Source organism: Mycobacterium sp. IDUB_19 (assembly GCF_055419445.1).
Map to the genome: position 1 here is coordinate 85799 of NZ_JBVAXR010000004.1, position 18728 is coordinate 104526.

Here is an 18728-nt window from a genome sequence, read left to right on the forward strand (position 1 = left end):
GTTCAGCGCGCCAGCAGGTCAGGCCGATAGCGAGCCAACAGCGACCGCACGGTATCCATGGCATCCACGGCCCGGTCTTTGTCCACGGCCTGGATCGCCATCACCGGGATGTATTCGTCATCGGGCAGGTCGATATGCGCCCAGCGACTGCCGGCCGGAAACGACACGCCGACCACCTCCGGCCATGGAACGAGCCGGTCTCCCAACAGGTTTCGCACCGAAAGCCCCGAAGCCCCTACTCGCAGCCGGGGCCGGGCGAACAACAGCACGACGCCCGCAATGACCAGACCCAGAGCGGCCATTGCCACCTGGTCGGCGGTTTGGAAGATCACGCCGCTGGAACTCATCTTCAGCAGCAAGCCGACGGCAATATGCGCCACGGCGATCAGAAATGCTGCGCCGTAAGCAAATAGCGGCGTCCAGTGCGGACGCAGTTCGGCATCCCACTGCTCGCGCGACGACAGCCGAGTCACGACCGAGTGCGAAGGTCACGCAACGTCAGCGCGGCGGTCAGCGCGGCCCCGGCCGCCTGGGCTCCCTTGTCCTCCGTGGACGACGGAAGCCCGGCCCGGTCCAGCGCCTGCTCCTCGGTGTTGGTCGTCAAAATGCCATTGGCAACCGGCGTCGACGAGTCGAGGGAAACCCGCGTAAGACCTTGGGTTACCGCATCGCATACGTACTCGAAATGCGGTGTTGCACCGCGGATTACCACACCGAGGGCGATGACGGCGTCGTGGTTGCGGGCCAGCTCCTGGGCCACCACCGGAATCTCGATCGCGCCGTGCACCCGCACCACGGTCGGGCTGTCGATCCCGGATTCCTTGGCCACCTTCTGGGCGCCGGCCAGCAGCGCATCACAGATCGTGCTGTGCCAGGTGCTGGCGACGATACCGAGCCGCACGCCGGACGCATCGAACTCCCCCACCTCCGGAATGCCGGCTCCGCTCATTTGCGCCGCTTCTCCTCATCACTTCGTTCTGCATCGTCGCCGGCGCGGCTCACAAAGCACCGCCGAATTCGCCTGGCAGATGGACGGATTCGTGGAAGTCGTCCAGCCCGGCCAAATCGTGTCCCATCTTGTCCCGTTTGGTCATCAGGTAGCGGATGTTCTCCGCGTTGGCTCGCACCGGGAGAGAAACCCGCTCGATGATGTGCAGCCCGTACCCGTCCAGCCCAACCCGTTTGGCCGGGTTGTTGGTCAGCAGCCGCATCGAGCGGACCCCGAGGTCCGAGAGGATCTGCGCACCGATTCCGTAATCCCTTGCGTCGGCCGGCAATCCGAGCTTGAGGTTGGCATCCACGGTGTCTTCGCCGGCGTCTTGCAGCTGATAGGCCTGCAGCTTGTGCATCAGGCCGATACCGCGCCCCTCGTGACCGCGCATGTAGAGCACCACGCCGCGTCCCTCCCGCGCGACCATGGCCATCGCGGCGTCGAGCTGGGGGCCGCAGTCGCACCGGCGCGAGCCGAACACGTCACCGGTCAGGCATTCGGAGTGCACCCGCACCAACACGTCGTCGCCCTCACCGCTGGGCCCGGCGATGTCGCCGCGGACCAACGCCACGTGTTCGACTTCCTCGTAAATGCTGGCGTAGCCGATGGCCCGAAACTCGCCGTGCCGGGTCGGGATGCGCGCCTCGGCGATCCGCTCGATGTGCTTCTCGTGCTTGCGCCGCCATTCGATGATGTCGGCGATCGTGATCAGCGCGAGGTCGTGTTCGTCGGCGAAGACCCGCAGCTCGTCGGTCTGGGCCATTGAGCCCTCGTCCTTCTGGCTGACGATCTCGCAGATGGCTCCCGCGGGTTGTAGTCCCGCCATCCGGGCCAAGTCGACGGCGGCCTCGGTGTGGCCGGGCCGCCGCAGCACGCCGCCGTCTTTGGCGCGCAACGGGACCACGTGACCGGGGCGGGTGAAGTCGTCGGCGATGCTGGTCGGATTGGCCAACAACCGCATCGTGGTAGCCCGGTCGGACGCCGAAATCCCGGTGCCGACACCGCGTCTTGCATCGACGGTGACCGTGTAGGCGGTCCCGTGCTTGTCCTGGTTGACCGCGTACATCGGCAGCAGGCCCAGCTTGTCGCAGATGGCGCCGTCCAGCGGGACGCACAGGTAGCCCGAGGTGTAGCGCACCATGAAGGCCACCATCTCCGGCGTCGCCTTCTCGGCGGCGAAGATCAGGTCACCCTCGTTCTCGCGTTCCTCGTCATCAATGACGACGACGGCCTTCCCGGCCGCAATGTCGGCAACAGCTCTCTCGACGGAGTCCAACCTCGTCATCTGCGCTGCCTTGCTGTGGTACCGAGCAACACGCGAAGCCCGCGTATTGCCTCAAGTATGAACCACGCCGGGCGTCGCGTTATTGCCAGTGTTATCGGCACCACTTTGACGGTGACGTCGCGGATTCGCGGGGCGTTGATGGGGGCCTCGACGTACGTCGATCGCCACGTGGGGCATTGCCCCGGCGGGCAGCGCAGTTCCGCCCGTCATCACGCACTCTGACCAGCGGTGACCGCGCTGCGCCAGCGCAGAAAGCCGGGAATTCTGTGCCGATTCTTACGGCGAATGCTGGCGGCCGGCGCGGTGGCCGTGTCCGCTGCGAGACCGGCTTCGGAAGTCGTGCCGGCGGAACCCTGGTTGGGGCAATGACTGGGATCAGAAGAACGGAATGTGGATCTCGCGGTAAGCGGGGCCGGGTGACCGGCCTCCCGCCTTGCCGGCTGTCGCTACACGCTGCGCCTGGTCGGCATCTGAATCACCTGTCCGCCACCGCAATCGGTCGCGTAGTGGGCCAGCCACCGGCCGACCGAACCACCGACCTCGATGAAGTGCGTCCACTTGCTGACCGCAGCGGTCGCGGCCGGGAAATCGGAAAACCGTCCCAGCGACACGTCGCGCTCATCGACGCCGACCAACTCGTAACTCGTGAAGTCGCGCACCCGGTGCTCGACGATCGTCAACGTAGTGTCGTTGACTTCTTTGCTCCACACCGGTCGCGATTGAGGCTCGGCCTTGCGGCCGGCCAACGTCGCTACCGCTTCAAATGCGAGGTCTTCGTAGACGGCCTCGGCCAACCTTTCGACGGACATTTCTGCAGCTCCTTCGCGTGGTTAGGGCGGGCCGGCCTATGCGATCGAGTATGTACCCGCGAACGGCTGCGTGGGGATTTAGAACAGGCGTGTCGCCATGGTGTAGTGCGATCGTGACTATTGTTACCAAAATGCAATCTTTGGGCAGCGGCCATGCCCGGTGCGGGAATCACCCGTAAATGGCATGGGCGAACGAGCCACCGCGCCCTCAATTGCTCTTTCCTGGCCGCCCGCACACCTTCCCAGGCTCACGGCGGTCGCGCCAATCTGCTTGCTAGAGAGGGCATTTCGGCAATTACTGCTCTTATCGCCAGCTGGCCGGTAAGTCGATAATGTGATTGGGGCAGAAGTCCTGTGCGCCCAGCGAGATCGCGTTTCGCGCATCCTCCGCCGTCATCTTGCCGCGCAACACCATGAAGGCGTATTCGGCGGGCTGATAGCCCGAATCATGCCCTTCTGGATCGTCCATCAGTTGACACGCCTCTTTTTCCTGGTTCGCGTCGGCGTGGGCGGTTACGCAGCCGAATAGCGACGCCATCCAAATCAGGGCGCCGGCGGCGATCGCGGCAACGACCCTCATTGGTTTCTTGCGGTCATCAGCCGCTCGACATATTTCGCAATCACATCGACTTCCAGGTTCACCTGGGTGCCGACCGGAGCTTGACCCAAGGTGGTCAATTCCCGGGTGGTCGGAATCAGCGAGACCTCGAACCAGTCCTGTGGTTCGGCACCAAGGCCCGAGACCGTCAGCGAAATCCCGTCGACGGTGATCGACCCCTTCTCCACGACATAGCGAGCGACCGCCGCGGGGATCTCGATGCGCACCACTTCCCAGTGTTCCGACGGCGTGCGGTTCACCACCTGGCCGGTGCCGTCGACGTGCCCCTGCACGATGTGCCCGCCGAGTCGGCTGTTGACCGCCGCGGCCCGCTCGAGATTGACCCGCTTGCCGACCTCCAACCCGCCCAGGTTGGACCGGTCCAGGGTTTCGGCCATCACGTCGGCGGTGAACTGACCATCGGCGAGCAGCTCGACGACCGTCAGGCACACGCCGTTGACGGAGATCGAATCTCCATGGCCGGCGTCGGCGGTGACGACGGGCCCGCGGATGGTCAGGCGGGCCGCGTCGGCCAGCACGTCCCGGCCGGTGACCTCTCCGAGTTCCTCGACAATTCCGGTGAACATTCCATCAGGCTAATTCGCCGGCGCTTTGCCTGGTGAGCGGCCACGACCGACACGCGAAACACGCTCGTCGCGCGGCCGAGGGGACCCCGCGTTCCGAAGCCCGGTCATCGAGACCCTCTACGATGCACGGTATGCAGAAACGCCGCCGACTCACGGCCGTCCTCGCTTCCCTGACCATCGCCACCGCCCTGATCTCGGGCTGCTCGTCGGGTTCGAAGCAGAGCGGCGGCCCATTGCCCGACGCCACGACACTGGTCAAGCAATCCGCCGACGTCACCAAGACCGTCAAGAGCGTGCACCTGGTGCTGTCGACCGAGGGCAAGATTCCCGGACTGCCGATCAAGAAGCTGACCGGCGACCTGACCACCACGCCGAGCACCGCCGCATCCGGCAACGCGCAGCTGACGATGGCGGGCTCCGACATCGACGCGAACTTCGTCGTCTACGACTCGGTGCTGTACGCCACGCTCACCCCGAACAAGTGGAGCGATTTCGGTAAGGCCTCCGACGTCTACGACGTCTCGGTGCTGCTGAGCCCGGACGCCGGCCTGGGCAACATGCTGGCGAACTTCTCCAACGCCAAGGCCGAGGGCCGCGAAACGATCAACGGCCAGACCACGATCAAGATCAGCGGAAACGCTACCGCGGACGCGGTGAACAAAATCATCCCGAGCATGAACGCGACGCAGCCGTTGCCGTCCACCGTGTGGATTCAGGAGAGCGGCGATCACCAGCTGGTCCAGGCCAACCTGCAGAAGAGCCAGGGCAATTCCGTCCAGGTGACGTTGTCGGACTGGGGCAAGCCGGTCACCGTCACCAAGCCTCCGGTGAGCTGATGAGCATGCGAGCTGGACGCGGAATCGCGATCAGCGCCGGCAGTCTCGCCGTGCTGCTGGGCGCCCTGGACGCCTATGTCGTCGTCACGATCATGCGCGACATCATGAGCGACGTTCATATCCCGATCAACCAATTGCAGCGCATCACCTGGATCATCACGATGTACCTGCTGGGCTACATCGCCGCGATGCCGCTGCTGGGGCGGGCTTCCGATCGCTTCGGCCGCAAGCTGGTGCTGCAAGTCAGCCTGGCGCTGTTCATCGTCGGCTCGGTGGTCACCGCGCTGGCCGGGCATTGGGGCGACTTCCACATGCTCATCGCCGGCCGCACCGTTCAGGGTGTGGCCAGTGGCGCGCTGTTGCCGGTCACGCTGGCGCTGGGCGCCGACTTGTGGGCGCAACGCAACCGCGCCAGCGTGCTGGGCGGCATCGGTGCCGCGCAGGAGCTCGGCAGCGTGCTCGGCCCGCTGTACGGGATCTTCATCGTCTGGATGTTCCATGACTGGCGCTACGTGTTCTGGATCAATGTGCCGCTGACCTTGATCGCGATGGTGATGATCCAGTTCAGCCTGCCGTCGCACCAACGCGTCGACGAGCCCGAAAAGGTCGACGTCGTCGGTGGTGTGCTGCTGGCCATCGCGCTCGGCCTGGCGGTCATCGGGCTGTACAACCCGACGCCCGACGGCAAACAGATCCTGCCCAGCTACGGATTGCCGCTGGTGATCGGGGCGGTTGTGGTCGCGGTGCTGTTCGTCCTCTGGGAGCGCTTCTCCCGCACCCGGCTCATCGAACCCGCCGGAGTGCACTTCCGGCCGTTCCTGGCCGCGCTGGGCGCATCGGTGGCCGCGGGCGCGGCGCTGATGGTGACCCTGGTCAACGTCGAGCTGTTCGGCCAGGGCGTACTGCAGATGGACCAGGCGCAAGCCGCCGGGCTGCTGCTGTGGTTCCTGATCGCGCTGCCGATCGGGGCGGTGCTGGGCGGTTTCATCGCGACCCGGATCGGCGACCGTGCGATGACCTTCATCGGGCTGCTGATCGCGGCATACGGTTACTGGCTGATTCATTACTGGCGGATGGACGTGATGACCCAGCACCACGACATCTTCGGCGTGAGCCTGCCGCTGGTGCACACCGACCTGCTGGTGGCCGGTCTGGGCCTTGGCCTGGTGATCGGACCGCTGACCTCGGCGGCGCTGCGGGTTGTTCCGTCGGCCCAACACGGCATCGCCTCGGCGGCGGTGGTGGTGGCCCGGATGACGGGCATGCTGATCGGCGTTGCGGCGCTGAGCGCCTGGGGGTTGTACCGGTTCAACCAGATCATCGACGGGCTGTCGGCGAAGATCTCGCCCGATGCGACGCTGCTGGAGCGAGTCGCCGCCCAGGCCACCCTGTACCTCAAGGCGTTCGCCCTCATGTACGGCGACATCTTCGCGGCCACCGTCGTGATCTGTGTGGTGGGTGCGCTGCTGGGCCTGCTTCTCGGCGGCCGCAAGGAACACGCCGAGGAACCGGAAGTCGCCGAGCAGGAGACCGTCGCGGCGGGTGAGCGCTAGCCGCGCTGCGGCACCAGGCTGAGCAGCAGATCCGGGCCGACCCGATCGACGCCGTCGAAACGCCACCGCAACGCCCGGGTGATGGTGGGCACGCCGACGTCGTCGACCGCGGTGACGGGTCCACCGAGCAGGATCGGCGCGACGTAGGTCAGGATGCGGTCGATCGCCGCTTCACGCAGGAAGGCACTGGCGAGGGTCGGACCTCCCTCCAGTAGGACATCGGTACGGTCCGAGAGCGCCTTGAGCACCTCCATGGGGTCGCGGGTGCGAATCACCATGGTGCGCGAATCGTCGTTGAGAACCTTTGCCTCGGAAGGTATTTCGCGCATACCGACCACGACGCGCAGCGGTTGTTTGTCCGCCGGCGAACCGTCCGGCAGCCGTGCGGTCAACGCCGGATCGTCGGCCAGTACGGTGCCGGTCCCGACGATGATCGCGTCGGCCGCGGCGCGGCGGCGATGCAGGTCCAAGCGTGCCGCCTCGCTGGAGATCCACCGGCTGGTGCCGTCGGCGGCGGCGCTGCGGCCGTCGACGCTGCTGGCGTATTTCCATGTCACGTGCGGCAACCCGGTCCGTTGCTTGTGCAGCCACTCACGCAACGGCCCGCCGGCGACTTCGTCGGCCAGCACGCCGGCCTGCACCTCCACGCCCGCTGCCGACAGCCGGGCCGCGCCGCCCGCCGCGAGCTCGTTCGGGTCGGTGACGGCGTAGGCGACCGTGCGCACGCCGGCGTCGATCAGCGCGTTCACACACGGCGGGGTCTTGCCGTAGTGGTTGCACGGCTCCAGCGTGACCACCGCGGTGCCACCGGCCGCCAGGCTGCCGGCCCGGCGCAGCGCCAGCACCTCGGCGTGGTCGCCGCCGGCCGGCTCGGTGCCGCCGACGCCGACCACCTGGCCGTCGACGCCCAGAATCACCGCTCCGACAGGCGGATTCGGATAGGTGTTGCCCTTGACCAGATTGGACTGTTCGATGGCCAGGCGCATCGCGGCGTCGAGGCTCTCGACAGGCTGACCGCTCACCGTCGTAGATGCGGTGACGCGGCGCCGGCCTGGCGTCGTAATGCCTCGACCGCGGCCTCGGGGTCCCGGGCGCCATAGACCGCGGAGCCGGCGACGAAGCAGTCGACCCCGGCCTCGGCGGCCGCCTCGATCGTGTCCGCGCTGATGCCGCCGTCGATCTCGATCAGGATCGTCAGCTCCCCCGCGTCGACCAGCTTCCGCACGGTCCGGACCTTGCTCAGCACCTCGGGGATGAAGCTCTGGCCGCCGAAGCCCGGCTCGACCGACATGATGAGCAGGGTGTCGAACTGCGGCAGGATTTCCAGGTACGGCTCCAGCGGGGTCCCCGGCTTGACGCTGATCCCGGCCTTGGCGCCGGCGGCCCGGATATCGCGGGCCACCCCGATCGGATTCTCGGTGGCCTCGGCGTGAAAGGTGACGTTGTAGGCGCCCGCCTCGGCGTACGGCGGCGCCCACCGGTCCGGGTTGTCGATCATCAAATGGCAGTCCATCGGAATGGGCGTGGCCGCCAGCAGGGCCTCCACCACCGGCAGACCGATCGTCAGGTTGGGCACGAAGTGGCCGTCCATCACGTCGACGTGCAGCCAATCGGCGCCGGCCACGGCGGCCGCCTCGTCGGCGAGCCGGGCGAAATCAGCGGCCAGGATCGACGGCGCTATCAGGGGTCCACCGGTGCTGCCAGCCATGTGCGACAGCGTACTTAGCCCGGCAGTCAATCGCTCACGCGCAGCGCCGCCGCGAACATCGCGTCGGTGCCGTGCCGGTGCGGCCAGAGCTGCACGTAGGGCCCTTGTGCAGATGGGCCCAGCTCCGCGGGCTCGAACAGCGGCCGGGCATCCAACGCCTGCACCGGGTGACGACGCAGGGCGTCGGCGACCACCCCCACCGTTTCGGCGATATGCGGCGAGCAGGTCGCATAAAGCACCACGCCGCCGGGCCGGGTCAGCGCGATCGCGGCGGCCAGCAGTTCGCGTTGCAGCTTGGCCAGCGCCGGCACATCGGACGGCTGACGGCGCCAACGGGCCTCCGGCCGACGCCGCAGGGCACCCAGGCCGGTGCAGGGCACGTCGACGAGCACCCGGTCGAAACCCGGATCGAGATCGGTCTGTCGCCCGTCCACCCGCAGCACGTCGACGTCGAGCCCGCGGGTGTTCTGGGCGACCAGCTCGGCGCGGCCCGGCGATGGCTCGACCGCGGTGACCCGGGCACCACGCTCGACGGCCAGGGCGGCCAGCAGCGCCGTCTTACCGCCCGGCCCTGCGCACAGGTCGAGCCAGCGTCCGGTGTCGCCGTCGACCGGCGCCAGCGTCAGCGCGCGCGCCACCAACTGGCTGCCCTCGTCCTGCACCAGGGCACGGGCGTCGCGCACCGCCGCCAGCTGTCCGGGGTCGCCACCGGGCAGGTACACCGCGTACGGCGAGTAGCGGCCCACGGTGCCACCGACGGCCTCGGCCAGCTCCTGCGCGCTCAGCACGCCCGGGCGAGCGGCCAGGTGCACCTGCGGGCGTTCGTCGTCACTGGCCAGCACCGCGTCGAGTTCGCCGGCATCCGCGCCCAGTGCGTCGGCGAAAGCCTGGGCGATCCAGCGTGGGTGCGCGTGCACGAAAGCGGCATGCCCGATCGGATCCCGCGACGGGTCGGGAGCGAGTTCGTCCATCCAGGATTTCTCGTCCCGCACGGAGATGGTCCGCAGCACGCCATTGACGAAACCGGCTCGCGCCGAATCGAATTCGATCCCGGCCTGTTCGACGGTGGTCGACACCGCGGCATGTGCGTCGACGCGGGTCCGCAGCAGTTGATAGGTGCCCATCCGCAGCAGATCGAGCAGCACTGGGTCGATCGCCTCCGGCGGGCGCCCGGCGGCCGCACCGATGACCGCGTCGAGCAGGCCCCGGGTGCGGCAGGTGCCGTAGGTCAGCTCGGTGGCGAACGCCGCGTCGCGCCCGGTGATGCCGCGGTCGCGCAGCAGCGCGGGCAAGGCAAGGTTCGCATAGGCATCGCGCTCGCTGACCGCCCGCAGCACCTCAAGGGTGGCGGCCCGGGCCGGATCCAGCGGCTTGCGCCGTTTGGGCGGGGCAGACCGGCGCCGGTTGGGAGCCGGGCTCATGACGCCCGCGCGGCGGCGGCGAGCCGGGCGCCGCGCGCCCAGTCGACGGCGTTCATGAGCTTCTTACCGGGAGGCTGAATCTGGCCGAGCCGCACCGGTTCCGACCCGGTGCCGATCCGCACGGTTTTGCGGTCCACGTGAATTACACCGGGCGGCAACGACTCTGGGGAATCAACGTCGATCTGCACCGGCCCCAGTTTGACCCGCAGGTCGTCGATCATCGTCCAGGCTCCCGGGTTTGGTGTGACGGCGCGAATACGGCGCTCCAGCACCGGCGCCGGCAGGTCCCAACGGACCCGGGCCTCTTCGACGGTGATCTTCGGCGCAATGCTGACGCCGTCGGCTGGTTGCGGCTGGGGTGTCAGCGCCCCGTCGGCAATGCCGTCCAGCGTGGCCGACAGCAGTGCCCCGCCCGAAATCGCCAGTCGATCAAGCAGATCACCCGACGTATCGGTCGGCTGGATCGTCTCGGTCACGACGCCGTAGACCGGTCCGGAGTCGAGGCTGGGTTCGATCTGAAACGTCGTCGCGCCGGTGATGGCGTCGCCCGCGGCGATGGCGGCCTGTACGGGCGCGGCCCCGCGCCAGGCCGGCAGCAGTGAGAAGTGCAGGTTGACCCAGCCACGCGGGGGCACCGCGAGCAGGCCTTCGCGCAGCAGTGCGCCGTAGGCCACCACCGGGCAGCATTCGGGAGCGAACTCGGACAGTTCGGCGACGAACTCCGCCGAGTTCGGCCGCGCCGGGCGCAACAGCGGGATGCCGCGGTCGAGTGCCTCGCGGGCCACCGGTGACGGCTCCGGCTTGCCGCGCCGCCCGGCGGCGGCATCGGGCCGGGTCAGCACCGCGACCACCTCGTGACGGGGTGAGTCGATGAGGCGGCGCAACGCGGGGAGCGCAGGTTCGGGGGTGCCGGCGAAGACGAGACGCACTCGGACAGTCTAGGAAGCGGTCACTGTTGCCTCGCCGTCTGTGCTCCCAGCTGGCTATCAACCAGCGTTCAGCCGACGCCAATCTAGCAGACGTATATTGTTGTCGGTACATATTATTTCTAACGGGCATGGTTGAATCGCTTCGCGACGAGACCATCGACGACGAGGTCGAGTACCCACCCTTCCGCGCTCCCCAGGAGGTTTTGATGACACTCGACACCACCATCCGCGACCACACACAGGCCGCCACCCATCGGGCGCTGTGGGCGCTGGGTGACTACGCCCTGATGGCAGAGGAAGTGATGGCCCCGCTGGGCCCCGTCCTGGTCGCCGCCACGGGCATCGGACCTGGCGTTCGAGTACTCGACGTCGCCGCCGGTTCGGGCAACATCTCGCTTCCCGCTGCCACCACGGGCGCCATGGTCGTTTCCACCGACCTGACACCGGAGCTGCTGCAGCGGTCCCAGGCGAGGGCCGCCACGCAGGGGCTGACGCTGGACTACCGGGAAGCCAACGCGCAGGCGCTGCCGTTCGGTGACGGTGAGTTCGACATCGTGATATCGGCGATCGGCGTGCAGTTCGCGCCGGATCATCCGCGCGCGGCCAGCGAGCTGGTCCGGGTCTGCCGGCCAGGCGGGACGATCGGCATGATCAGCTGGACCGCGGAAGGATTCTTCGGCCGGATGCTGGCCACGATCCGGCCATACCGGCCGAGCCTGTCGCCGGCGGTACCGCCGGCAGCGATGTGGGGACGCGAAGGCTACGTCGCCGGGCTGCTGGGCGACCAAGTTGGCCGCGTCACAACGCTGCGGGGCAATTTGGGGGTGAACCGGTTCCTGAGCGCCGAGGACGTCCACCACTACTTCAAGAACCACTACGGCCCCACGATCGAGGCGTACGCGAATATCGGCCACAACCGGGTGCTGGCAGCCGAACTCGACGCTCAACTCATCGAACTCGCAGAGCATTACCTGGCCAACGGCACCATGCAGTGGGAATACCTATTACTCACCGCGCAAAAGCGATGAGGCCGACCGGGGCTCCTACAGATCGATGTCCATCGTCGCGTCGGGCTCGCCGCCGGCCGCGGTGAATGCGGTCAGGGCCCGTACCAGCCCGTGGCGCTCGGCCACCGGCATCTTCTCGACGATGGCGGCGATTTCCGCGCGCCGGTAGGCGGTGACGCGCCGCACCACCTCGCGGCCCCGCTTGGTCAAGGCGGCGATCAGCTCACGCCGGGAGGTCGGGTGCGGCAGACGGTCGATCAGCTCGGCCGCCACGAGCCGGTCGACCATGCGTCCGGTCGCCGACGGTTGCACACCGAGCAGGCTGGCCAGCGTGGCCAGGTTGACCGGTCCCCGGTTGGACAGGATCACCAGGGTGCGGAACTGCGCGATGGTGATGCTCTCGTCGACCTGGGCGATTGACCGGGCCGAAATGCCGACCAGCAACCGCGACGCGGTGAGCAACGCATCGGTGATGACATCCAGCGACTCGCTGGCTTCCATCGCGTTCTCCGTTGCCATCCAGGCCACCTTTCCCGGGCCCGTTACGGGCCGCCGCGGGCTAAAGAGTTGAAAGTGTAACAACCTACGAATGTCGGAGGCAGGGACAGTTTCTCATGAATACTATCGCTGCAGGAGGCGGTCTGCGAGGGCAACAGAGAAATTGCTGCGCGGCCGGCCCGACCGCACCGACTACCCGATATGCAGGGGGTCGATCTGCACCCGCACCGGCTCATGAGTTTGCCGGGCGCTCAACACGCCGACACCGCGGCGCAGGCTCGCCGCAAGCTCCAGGCCCCGCTCGCGGCGGACCCGCACCAGCATCCTGATCACCGGCACGCCCGCCGGCGTGCCAGGCGGCCGACGCACCCCCGGCGGCAGATCGACCGGGCCGAGCAGATCGGCTTGAATAGTTTCGAGGTCGGGCAGCCGGGCCTCGTCAAGCAAGGCGCGCACCGCGTCTGCGCTGCCGTCGATGGCCGCCATATGCACAGCGGGCGGCAGGCCGACCTCGCCGCGAGCCAGCAGATCGGCCGCGGCGTGGCCCACCGGATCCCACCGGATCAGCGATTGCACGGTCGGGATGGCCGATTCGGCGATCACCGTCACCAGGCCGCCGTCGCCGCGGGCACGCACCAGCGCCGCCGCGCTCATCCAGCGCCACAGCGCATCCTCGGCGGCGCGCAGATCTTGGCGGCCCAGCAGCGCCCAGGTGTCCAGCAGCAGCGCCGCCCCATACCCGCCGTCGGCACGGGGTTCGGCCCCCGGCGTGGCGACCACCAGCGCGGGGTGAGCGGCGACCTCGGCCACGATCGCGTCGCCCGCCGACGTGATGACCGGCGTCCCGGCGAAGGCGCGACCCAGCTCTTCGGCGGTGCGCCGGGCCCCGACGACCACCGCGCGTACCGCATCCGATCCGCACCGCGCGCAGCGCAGCGCCGGCTCCGCACGTCCGCACCAGCGGCACACCGCCCCGGGTCCGCGCTCGTGCAGCGACATCGGCCCGGTGCAGTGCCGGCAGCGGGCGATCGCGCGACAGCGTCCACAGGCCAGTGACGGCACATAGCCCCGGCGCGGCACCTGAACCAGCACCGGCGCCCCGGCCTCCAGCGACGAGCGGGCGGCGCGCAGTGCGATGGACGGAATCCGCGCGGAGCGGGCCGCCGGGTCGCGCTCGTCGGCGTAGCCGGTGTCGTCGAGGGCGACCACCCGCGGCGTGCGGGCCCGCACGACGAGCCGGGTCGCGACGATGTCATGGGCCCACCCGCTTTGCACCAAGGCGTGGGCCTCGGCGGTGCGGGCGTAGCCGCCGATCAGCGCCGCGCAGCGCGCCTGATGCGCGCGCAGCATCGCCACTTCGCGGGCATGCGGGTAGGGCGCTCGCGGCTCGGACAGGCTGTCGTCGGCATCGGACCAGACCATGACCAGCCCCAGGTCGTTCAGCGGCGCGAAAACCGCGCTGCGGGTGCCGATCACCAGTCGCGCCTTGCCCCGCAGCGCCGCCAGCCAGCGCCGGTAGCGTGCGGCCGGCCCCAGCCCCGCCGACAGCGCCACCACGCTGTCCTCGTCGATCCGGGCGGTCGCGGACAGCCACAGCGCGTCCAGGTCACGCTGATCGGGCACGATCGCCAGGGCCGCTCGCCCGGCGCGCACGGTTTGCGCGGCGGCCTCGGCGAACCGGTCCGCCCACTGCTCGCCCGGCAACGTCTGCCACACGGCACGAGCGGCACGCGACTCGGCCAGGGCGGTCAGGAATTGCTCGCCGCTGCCGTAGACCTGCCAGCCGGACGGATCGACGGGCTCAATCGTCGGCGGCGGCGGGATCTCCGTCGATTCCCGCTCCACCCTGGCGTGCCGGGCCGGGACCGCCAGCCGCAACACGTCCGGGCGCGTCCCGGCGTAGCGCGCGGCCACGGCATCGACCAGCCGGCGGATCTCCGGGGTGAGCACCGGCTCGGCGGACACGACGCGATCGAGCCAGCCCAGCTTGCCGACGTGGTCGGTGTCGTTGCGGCGCTCCAGCACAAACGCGTCGACCAGCCGGCCGTGGAACCGGACCCGCACCCGCACCCCCGGCTGCGCGTCGTCGGATTGCTCGGCGGACACCAGGTAGTCGAACTCGCGGTCCAGGTGTGGCACCGACAACATCGGCAGCACTCGGGCGATCGGCTCCACCTCGACGGGCGTGCGCGGTGCACTGGTCGCGCTCACAGCACCCTCGAGCCACGAAATACGTTGCCAGCCAATACTGTTACCGTCCGTGCCCACACCGTAGCGGCAACCACCGACAGTTATCCTTCGGCAGGCTCGGGGTCATTGCCGGGGCCGGCAACGTCACGACCGAAGAAGAACCCCGCCGTGATCAGGATCATCGCGGCGGCGTACAGCCACCAGATCGGTACCGCCAGCGCATCGTGGCCCAGGATGAACCGGCCGATCGCGATCATCGTGTCCGATGCCATGAAGCACACCGCTCCCACCGGCACCCAGATCGTCGGCAGCCGCGCCGCCAACGCGGTGCACGCCATCGCGGTCAGCACAAAGACGTAAACCGTCACCGGGAGCGTCAAATTGTCAGGCCCGAGGTGAGGCCAGAACCACACCAGCAACGCGATCGCGGCCACGCCCAGCGCCACCATGACGGCAATGCGGACGCGCGACAGCGCCTCTTTGACCACCAATGGGGCCAGCGCGCCGATGAAGCACAGGTGCGCACACAGAAATGCCGCCAGCCCCAAGACAAATGACATGGTCCACCACGGGATGGCCAGCAGCCAGTCGCCGGTGGCCGACAGCAGTAGCGCGGACATCAGCCAGCGCCGCTCGCTGACGATGGGATGCGCGAACGCGGCGACGGTCAGCAGCAAGGCCATCAACGCCTTGAACGGCGGCTGCAGAATCCAGTGTCCGGTGAGCCCGGTTCCCGGCGCGGAATGCAGCGCGATCACGGTCAAGTAGACGCCATAGGCGATGGCCGCCCAGCCGGCTGCCACCCAGCCGCCTGCCATCACGCGGGGTGCGTACGGTACCTCCATGCCCAGCTTTGACAAAGCCGACGAGAAACCTCCTATCGACCCCATCCTGCTGAAGGTACTCGACGCGGTTCCGTTCCGGCTATCCACCGACGATGGCATCGATGCTGCGCGCCAGCGGTTCCGCGACCTGCCGCGCCGGCCGGTACATCCCGAACTGCGCGTCGAGGACCGCACCATCGAGGGGCCGGCCGGTGCTATCGACATCCGGATCTATTGGCCGTCAACGGATTCCAACGGTAGCGCGCTGCCCGTCGTGGCCTACTTCCACGGCGGCGGGTTCGTGATCGGCGATCTCGACACCCACGACGGCACCGCTCGCCAGCATGCGGTGGGCGCCGACGCGATCGTGGTGTCCGTCGATTACCGGTTGGCACCCGAGCATCCGTATCCCGCCGCCGTCGAAGACGCTTGGGCCGCAACGCTGTGGGTCGCCGAGCACGCCGCCGAGCTGGGTGCGGACACCGCCCGGATGGCCGTCGCCGGGGATTCGGCGGGCGGCAACATCGCCGCGGCGGTCGCCCAGCAGAGCCGCGACGAGGGCGGACCGCCGATCGTCTTCCAGCTGTTGTGGTATCCGTCCGTGCTGTGGGACCAGTCGCTGCCGTCGTTCGCCGAAAACGCCACCGCGCCGATTCTCGACACCCGGGCCATCGCGCAGTTTTCCCGTTGGTACGCAGGCGATGCCGACTTGCACAACCCGCCCGTGCGAATGGCGCCGGGGCGGGCGACGAACCTGGCCGACCTGCCGCCGGCCTACATCGGCGTCGCCGGTTATGACCCGCTGCGCGACGACGGCATCAGCTACGGCAAGCTGCTGGCCGACGCGGGCGTGTCCGCCGAGGTGCACAACGCCGAGACGATGGTGCACGGTTACCTCGGCTACGCCGGCGTGGTGCCCGCCGCCACGGCCGGATCGGACCGCGGGCTCGCGGCGTTGCGGGATGCGCTGTACAGGTGAACGCCCGGCGTACCGTGGACGAATGATTGACCCTCCCCTCGCCTCGCCTGGCATCGATCCGACGTTCAAAGCGCTGCTCGACGCCTTCCCGATGACGTTCAACGCGGACGACGGCGTCGAGCTCGCACGCGAGCGGCTCAAGCTGCTCAAGGTGCCGCCGGAGATGTTGCCGGATCTGCGGATCGAAGATCGGACGATCAGCCACGGCGGGCTCACCGACATTCCGGTGCGGATTTATTGGCCGCCCACCCCGGCCGAGGTCTCCCCCGTCGTCGTCTTCTTCCACGGCGGCGGCTTCTGCCTGGGCGACCTGGACACCCACGACCACGTCGCCCGTGCGCACGCCGTCGGCGCCGAGGCCATCGTGGTGTCCGTCGACTACCGGCTCGCTCCGGAGCATCCGTACCCCGCCGGGGTCAACGACAGCTGGGCCGCCGTGCAGTGGGTCGGCGAGCATGCCGGCGAACTGGGCGGTGACCCGGCCCGGATCGCCGTGGCCGGGGATTCCGCGGGCGGCAATCTCGCCGCGGTCATGGCGGTGCTGGCCCGCGACAACAGCGGTCCGGAGCTGAAATTCCAGCTGCTCTGGTATCCGGTGGTGACCGCGGATCTTTCGCTGCCGTCGCACACCGAGAACGCCTTCGCCCCGATCCTGGACCGCGAGGTGATCGAAGCCTTCCTGACCTGGTACCTGCCGGCTGACGTCGACATCACCGACCCCACCGTGTTGCCCATCACGCTGGCCCCGGCCAACGCCGACGACCTCTCGGGTCTGCCGCCGGCCTTTGTCGGGACCGCGGAGCACGACCCGCTGCGCGACGACGGGGCACGCTACGCCGAAATGCTCAACGCCGCGGGCGTTCCCGCCGAGCTCAGCAACGAGCCGACCCTGGTACACGGCTACGCCAGCTTCGCGCCGGTGATACCGGCGGCCGCCGCGGCCACCGAACGCGGGCTGACGGCGCTGCGGAAGGCGCTGCACTACTAGGAAAGACGGAACGCCAATGAGCGCGCAGATGACCGAGAACCCCGACTACCAGACCCTGATCGTCGGCGCCGGATTCTCCGGCATCGGCGCCGCCATCAAGCTCGACAAGGCCGGGCTCACCGATTATCTCGTGATCGAGGCCGGCGATGGAGTCGGCGGTACGTGGCACTGGAACACCTATCCCGGTATCGCCGTGGATATTCCGTCGTTCTCCTATCAGTTCTCCTTCGAGCAGAGCCGGCACTGGTCACGCACCTACGCGCCGGGCCGGGAATTGAAAGCCTACGCCGAACACTGCGTCGACAAATACGGCATCCGATCGCGGATCCGGTTGAACACCAAGGTGCTTTCCGCCGAGTTCGACGACGAGCACTCGCTGTGGCGTGTCCAGACGGATCCGGGCGGAGAGGTCACCGCCAGATTCCTGATCAGCGCCAGTGGCGTGCTCACCGTGCCGAACCTGCCCGACATCGACGGCGTGGACTCCTTCGACGGCATCACCATGCACACCGCGCGCTGGGATCACACCCAGGACTTGACCGGCAAACGCGTCGCGATCATCGGCACCGGCGCCTCGGCCGTGCAGGTGATACCGGAGATCGCGCCAATTGTCGCCCAGCTCACCGTATTTCAGCGCACGCCGATTTGGTGCTTCCCCAAATTCGACGTCCCGCTGCCCGGGGCGCTGCGCTCGGCGATGCGGATTCCCGGCGGAAAAGTGCTCCAGCGGCTGCTCAGCCAGGCGTTCGTCGAGTTGACCTTCACCATCGCCGCGCAGTACTTCACGGTGGTTCCGCTGGCCAAGCGGATGGGGGCCACCGGTCGTCGCTATCTGCGCCAGCAGGTCGACGACCCGGAGGTGCGCGAGCAACTCACTCCCCGGTACGCGGTGGGATGCAAACGGCCCGGCTTCCACAACGGATACCTGGCCACGTTCAACCGCCACAACGTGCGGCTGGTCACCGAGCCGATCGACAAGATCACGCCCGAAGCGGTGGCCACCACCGACGGCGAGATCCACGAGATCGATGTGCTGGTGCTGGCGACCGGTTTCAAGGTGATGGACGCCGACAGCATGCCGACCTTTGCGATCACCGGCAGTGGCGGCACCACGCTGACCGAGTTCTGGGACAAGCACCGACTGCAGGCATATGAGGGCGTCAGTGTTCCGGGATTCCCGAACATGTTCAGCATCATGGGCCCCTACGGTTACGTCGGCTCTTCGTATTTCGCCCTGATCGAGACGCAGACGCACCACATCGTGCGGTGCCTGAAGCAGGCCCGGCGCAACGGCGCGGCGCGCGTCGAGGTGACCGAACAGGCCAACACCCGCTATTTCGACGAGATGATGCGCAAGCGGCACCGTCAGATCTTCTGGCAGGACAGTTGCCGGCTGGCCAACAGCTATTACTTCGACAAGAACGGTGACGTGCCGCTACGTCCGTCTACCACGCTGGAGGCGCTATGGCGCAGTCGTCGTTTCGACCTCGACGACTACCGATTCAGCAGACGCTAGGCTCGACGC

The 18728-nt window shown here is 68.2% G+C and carries 19 protein-coding genes; 6 read left to right on the forward strand and 13 right to left on the reverse strand.

The window, feature by feature from the left end; genetic code table 11:
* Positions 1-2: 2 nt before the first annotated feature.
* The 6 genes from ACZY0B_RS05450 to ACZY0B_RS05475 form a co-directional block, all read right to left on the reverse strand.
* On the reverse strand, positions 3-464 hold the full coding sequence (locus ACZY0B_RS05450; RefSeq protein ID WP_463763164.1) for a PH domain-containing protein: 462 nt from the start codon (positions 462-464) through the stop codon (positions 3-5).
* Between the two features lie 5 nt (positions 465-469).
* Complete coding sequence (ribH, locus tag ACZY0B_RS05455; RefSeq protein WP_463763010.1) at positions 470-949, reverse strand: 6,7-dimethyl-8-ribityllumazine synthase; 480 nt, start codon at positions 947-949, stop codon at positions 470-472.
* A 49-nt stretch (positions 950-998) separates the two neighbouring features.
* Positions 999-2276 (reverse strand): bifunctional 3,4-dihydroxy-2-butanone-4-phosphate synthase/GTP cyclohydrolase II, encoded by a 1278-nt coding sequence (locus tag ACZY0B_RS05460; RefSeq protein WP_463763011.1) that lies wholly within the window; start codon positions 2274-2276, stop codon positions 999-1001.
* Between the two features lie 446 nt (positions 2277-2722).
* Positions 2723-3085 carry a hypothetical protein gene (locus ACZY0B_RS05465; RefSeq protein WP_463763012.1) on the reverse strand — a complete coding sequence of 121 codons (363 nt, stop codon included), beginning with the start codon at positions 3083-3085 and terminating at the stop codon, positions 2723-2725.
* 304 nt (positions 3086-3389) lie between these two features.
* Positions 3390-3665: a hypothetical protein gene (locus ACZY0B_RS05470; RefSeq protein WP_463763013.1), complete on the reverse strand. Its 276-nt coding sequence runs from the start codon at positions 3663-3665 to the stop codon at positions 3390-3392.
* Positions 3662-4270: a riboflavin synthase gene (locus tag ACZY0B_RS05475; protein WP_463763014.1), complete on the reverse strand. Its 609-nt coding sequence runs from the start codon at positions 4268-4270 to the stop codon at positions 3662-3664. The genes ACZY0B_RS05470 and ACZY0B_RS05475 overlap by 4 nt, the downstream gene beginning before the upstream one ends.
* A gap of 131 nt (positions 4271-4401) precedes the next feature.
* Between ACZY0B_RS05475 and ACZY0B_RS05480 the strand changes: the two genes are divergently transcribed.
* Positions 4402-5106, forward strand: a complete 705-nt coding sequence (locus ACZY0B_RS05480) for an LppX_LprAFG lipoprotein (protein ID WP_463763015.1) — start codon at positions 4402-4404, stop codon at positions 5104-5106.
* A gap of 5 nt (positions 5107-5111) precedes the next feature.
* A complete protein-coding gene (locus ACZY0B_RS05485) occupies positions 5112-6659 on the forward strand; it encodes an MFS transporter (protein WP_463763165.1) in 1548 nt (515 codons plus the stop codon).
* Here ACZY0B_RS05485 and ribD read toward each other — a convergent pair.
* Genes ribD through fmt form a run of 4 tightly spaced genes read right to left on the reverse strand, consistent with a single transcriptional unit; the run spans position 6656 to position 10717 of the window.
* Entirely contained in the window at positions 6656-7645 is a 990-nt protein-coding gene (ribD, locus tag ACZY0B_RS05490) for a bifunctional diaminohydroxyphosphoribosylaminopyrimidine deaminase/5-amino-6-(5-phosphoribosylamino)uracil reductase RibD (RefSeq protein ID WP_463763166.1), read from the reverse strand. The genes ACZY0B_RS05485 and ribD overlap by 4 nt on opposite strands.
* A gap of 32 nt (positions 7646-7677) precedes the next feature.
* Positions 7678-8376: a ribulose-phosphate 3-epimerase gene (rpe, locus tag ACZY0B_RS05495; protein ID WP_463763167.1), complete on the reverse strand. Its 699-nt coding sequence runs from the start codon at positions 8374-8376 to the stop codon at positions 7678-7680.
* A 17-nt stretch (positions 8377-8393) separates the two neighbouring features.
* A complete protein-coding gene (locus ACZY0B_RS05500) occupies positions 8394-9788 on the reverse strand; it encodes an RsmB/NOP family class I SAM-dependent RNA methyltransferase (RefSeq protein WP_463763016.1) in 1395 nt (464 codons plus the stop codon).
* Complete coding sequence (gene fmt / locus ACZY0B_RS05505; RefSeq protein ID WP_463763017.1) at positions 9785-10717, reverse strand: methionyl-tRNA formyltransferase; 933 nt, start codon at positions 10715-10717, stop codon at positions 9785-9787. Before fmt ends, ACZY0B_RS05500 begins: the two co-directional genes overlap by 4 nt.
* 206 nt (positions 10718-10923) lie before the next feature.
* Here fmt and ACZY0B_RS05510 point away from each other — a divergent pair, with 206 nt between their 5' ends.
* Positions 10924-11745, forward strand: a complete 822-nt coding sequence (locus ACZY0B_RS05510; protein WP_463763168.1) for a class I SAM-dependent methyltransferase — start codon at positions 10924-10926, stop codon at positions 11743-11745.
* Between the two features lie 15 nt (positions 11746-11760).
* Here ACZY0B_RS05510 and ACZY0B_RS05515 read toward each other — a convergent pair whose 3' ends face one another.
* The 3 genes from ACZY0B_RS05515 to ACZY0B_RS05525 all read right to left on the reverse strand — a co-directional run bounded on the left by ACZY0B_RS05515 (position 11761) and on the right by ACZY0B_RS05525 (position 15257).
* Positions 11761-12243, reverse strand: a complete 483-nt coding sequence (locus ACZY0B_RS05515) for a MarR family winged helix-turn-helix transcriptional regulator (RefSeq protein ID WP_463763018.1) — start codon at positions 12241-12243, stop codon at positions 11761-11763.
* Positions 12244-12414: 171 nt separating this feature from the next.
* Positions 12415-14370 carry a primosomal protein N' gene (locus tag ACZY0B_RS05520; RefSeq protein ID WP_463763169.1) on the reverse strand — a complete coding sequence of 652 codons (1956 nt, stop codon included), beginning with the start codon at positions 14368-14370 and terminating at the stop codon, positions 12415-12417.
* 143 nt (positions 14371-14513) lie between these two features.
* Positions 14514-15257 carry a lysoplasmalogenase gene (locus tag ACZY0B_RS05525; protein WP_463763019.1) on the reverse strand — a complete coding sequence of 248 codons (744 nt, stop codon included), beginning with the start codon at positions 15255-15257 and terminating at the stop codon, positions 14514-14516.
* On the opposite strand from ACZY0B_RS05525, the gene ACZY0B_RS05530 reads away from it, so the two are divergent.
* The 3 genes from ACZY0B_RS05530 to ACZY0B_RS05540 are packed head-to-tail and all read left to right on the forward strand — an operon-like array spanning position 15256 to position 18719.
* Positions 15256-16215, forward strand: a complete 960-nt coding sequence (locus ACZY0B_RS05530) for an alpha/beta hydrolase (protein WP_463763020.1) — start codon at positions 15256-15258, stop codon at positions 16213-16215. The genes ACZY0B_RS05525 and ACZY0B_RS05530 overlap by 2 nt on opposite strands.
* Before the next feature lie 22 nt (positions 16216-16237).
* Entirely contained in the window at positions 16238-17203 is a 966-nt protein-coding gene (locus tag ACZY0B_RS05535; protein ID WP_463763021.1) for an alpha/beta hydrolase, read from the forward strand.
* Positions 17204-17231: 28 nt separating this feature from the next.
* Positions 17232-18719: a flavin-containing monooxygenase gene (locus ACZY0B_RS05540; RefSeq protein WP_463763170.1), complete on the forward strand. Its 1488-nt coding sequence runs from the start codon at positions 17232-17234 to the stop codon at positions 18717-18719.
* Positions 18720-18728: the final 9 nt, after the last annotated feature.

What these genes read in the sequence shown, in the direction of transcription:
- ribH (WP_463763010.1), bottom strand. Translation starts at nt 949, where the DNA reads ATGAGCGGAGCCGGCATTCCGGAGGTGGGGGAGTTCGATGCGTCCGGC.
- ACZY0B_RS05460 (WP_463763011.1), bottom strand. Translation starts at nt 2,276, where the DNA reads ATGACGAGGTTGGACTCCGTCGAGAGAGCTGTTGCCGACATTGCGGCC.
- ACZY0B_RS05465 (WP_463763012.1), bottom strand. Translation starts at nt 3,085, where the DNA reads ATGTCCGTCGAAAGGTTGGCCGAGGCCGTCTACGAAGACCTCGCATTT.
- ACZY0B_RS05470 (WP_463763013.1), bottom strand. Translation starts at nt 3,665, where the DNA reads ATGAGGGTCGTTGCCGCGATCGCCGCCGGCGCCCTGATTTGGATGGCG.
- ACZY0B_RS05475 (WP_463763014.1), bottom strand. Translation starts at nt 4,270, where the DNA reads ATGTTCACCGGAATTGTCGAGGAACTCGGAGAGGTCACCGGCCGGGAC.
- ACZY0B_RS05480 (WP_463763015.1), top strand. Translation starts at nt 4,402, where the DNA reads ATGCAGAAACGCCGCCGACTCACGGCCGTCCTCGCTTCCCTGACCATC.
- ACZY0B_RS05485 (WP_463763165.1), top strand. Translation starts at nt 5,112, where the DNA reads ATGCGAGCTGGACGCGGAATCGCGATCAGCGCCGGCAGTCTCGCCGTG.
- ribD (WP_463763166.1), bottom strand. Translation starts at nt 7,645, where the DNA reads ATGCGCCTGGCCATCGAACAGTCCAATCTGGTCAAGGGCAACACCTAT.
- ACZY0B_RS05500 (WP_463763016.1), bottom strand. Translation starts at nt 9,788, where the DNA reads ATGAGCCCGGCTCCCAACCGGCGCCGGTCTGCCCCGCCCAAACGGCGC.
- ACZY0B_RS05510 (WP_463763168.1), top strand. Translation starts at nt 10,924, where the DNA reads ATGACACTCGACACCACCATCCGCGACCACACACAGGCCGCCACCCAT.
- ACZY0B_RS05515 (WP_463763018.1), bottom strand. Translation starts at nt 12,243, where the DNA reads ATGGCAACGGAGAACGCGATGGAAGCCAGCGAGTCGCTGGATGTCATC.
- ACZY0B_RS05520 (WP_463763169.1), bottom strand. Translation starts at nt 14,370, where the DNA reads ATGTTGTCGGTGCCACACCTGGACCGCGAGTTCGACTACCTGGTGTCC.
- ACZY0B_RS05530 (WP_463763020.1), top strand. Translation starts at nt 15,256, where the DNA reads ATGCCCAGCTTTGACAAAGCCGACGAGAAACCTCCTATCGACCCCATC.
- ACZY0B_RS05525 (WP_463763019.1), bottom strand. Translation starts at nt 15,257, where the DNA reads ATGGAGGTACCGTACGCACCCCGCGTGATGGCAGGCGGCTGGGTGGCA.
- ACZY0B_RS05535 (WP_463763021.1), top strand. Translation starts at nt 16,238, where the DNA reads ATGATTGACCCTCCCCTCGCCTCGCCTGGCATCGATCCGACGTTCAAA.
- ACZY0B_RS05540 (WP_463763170.1), top strand. Translation starts at nt 17,232, where the DNA reads ATGACCGAGAACCCCGACTACCAGACCCTGATCGTCGGCGCCGGATTC.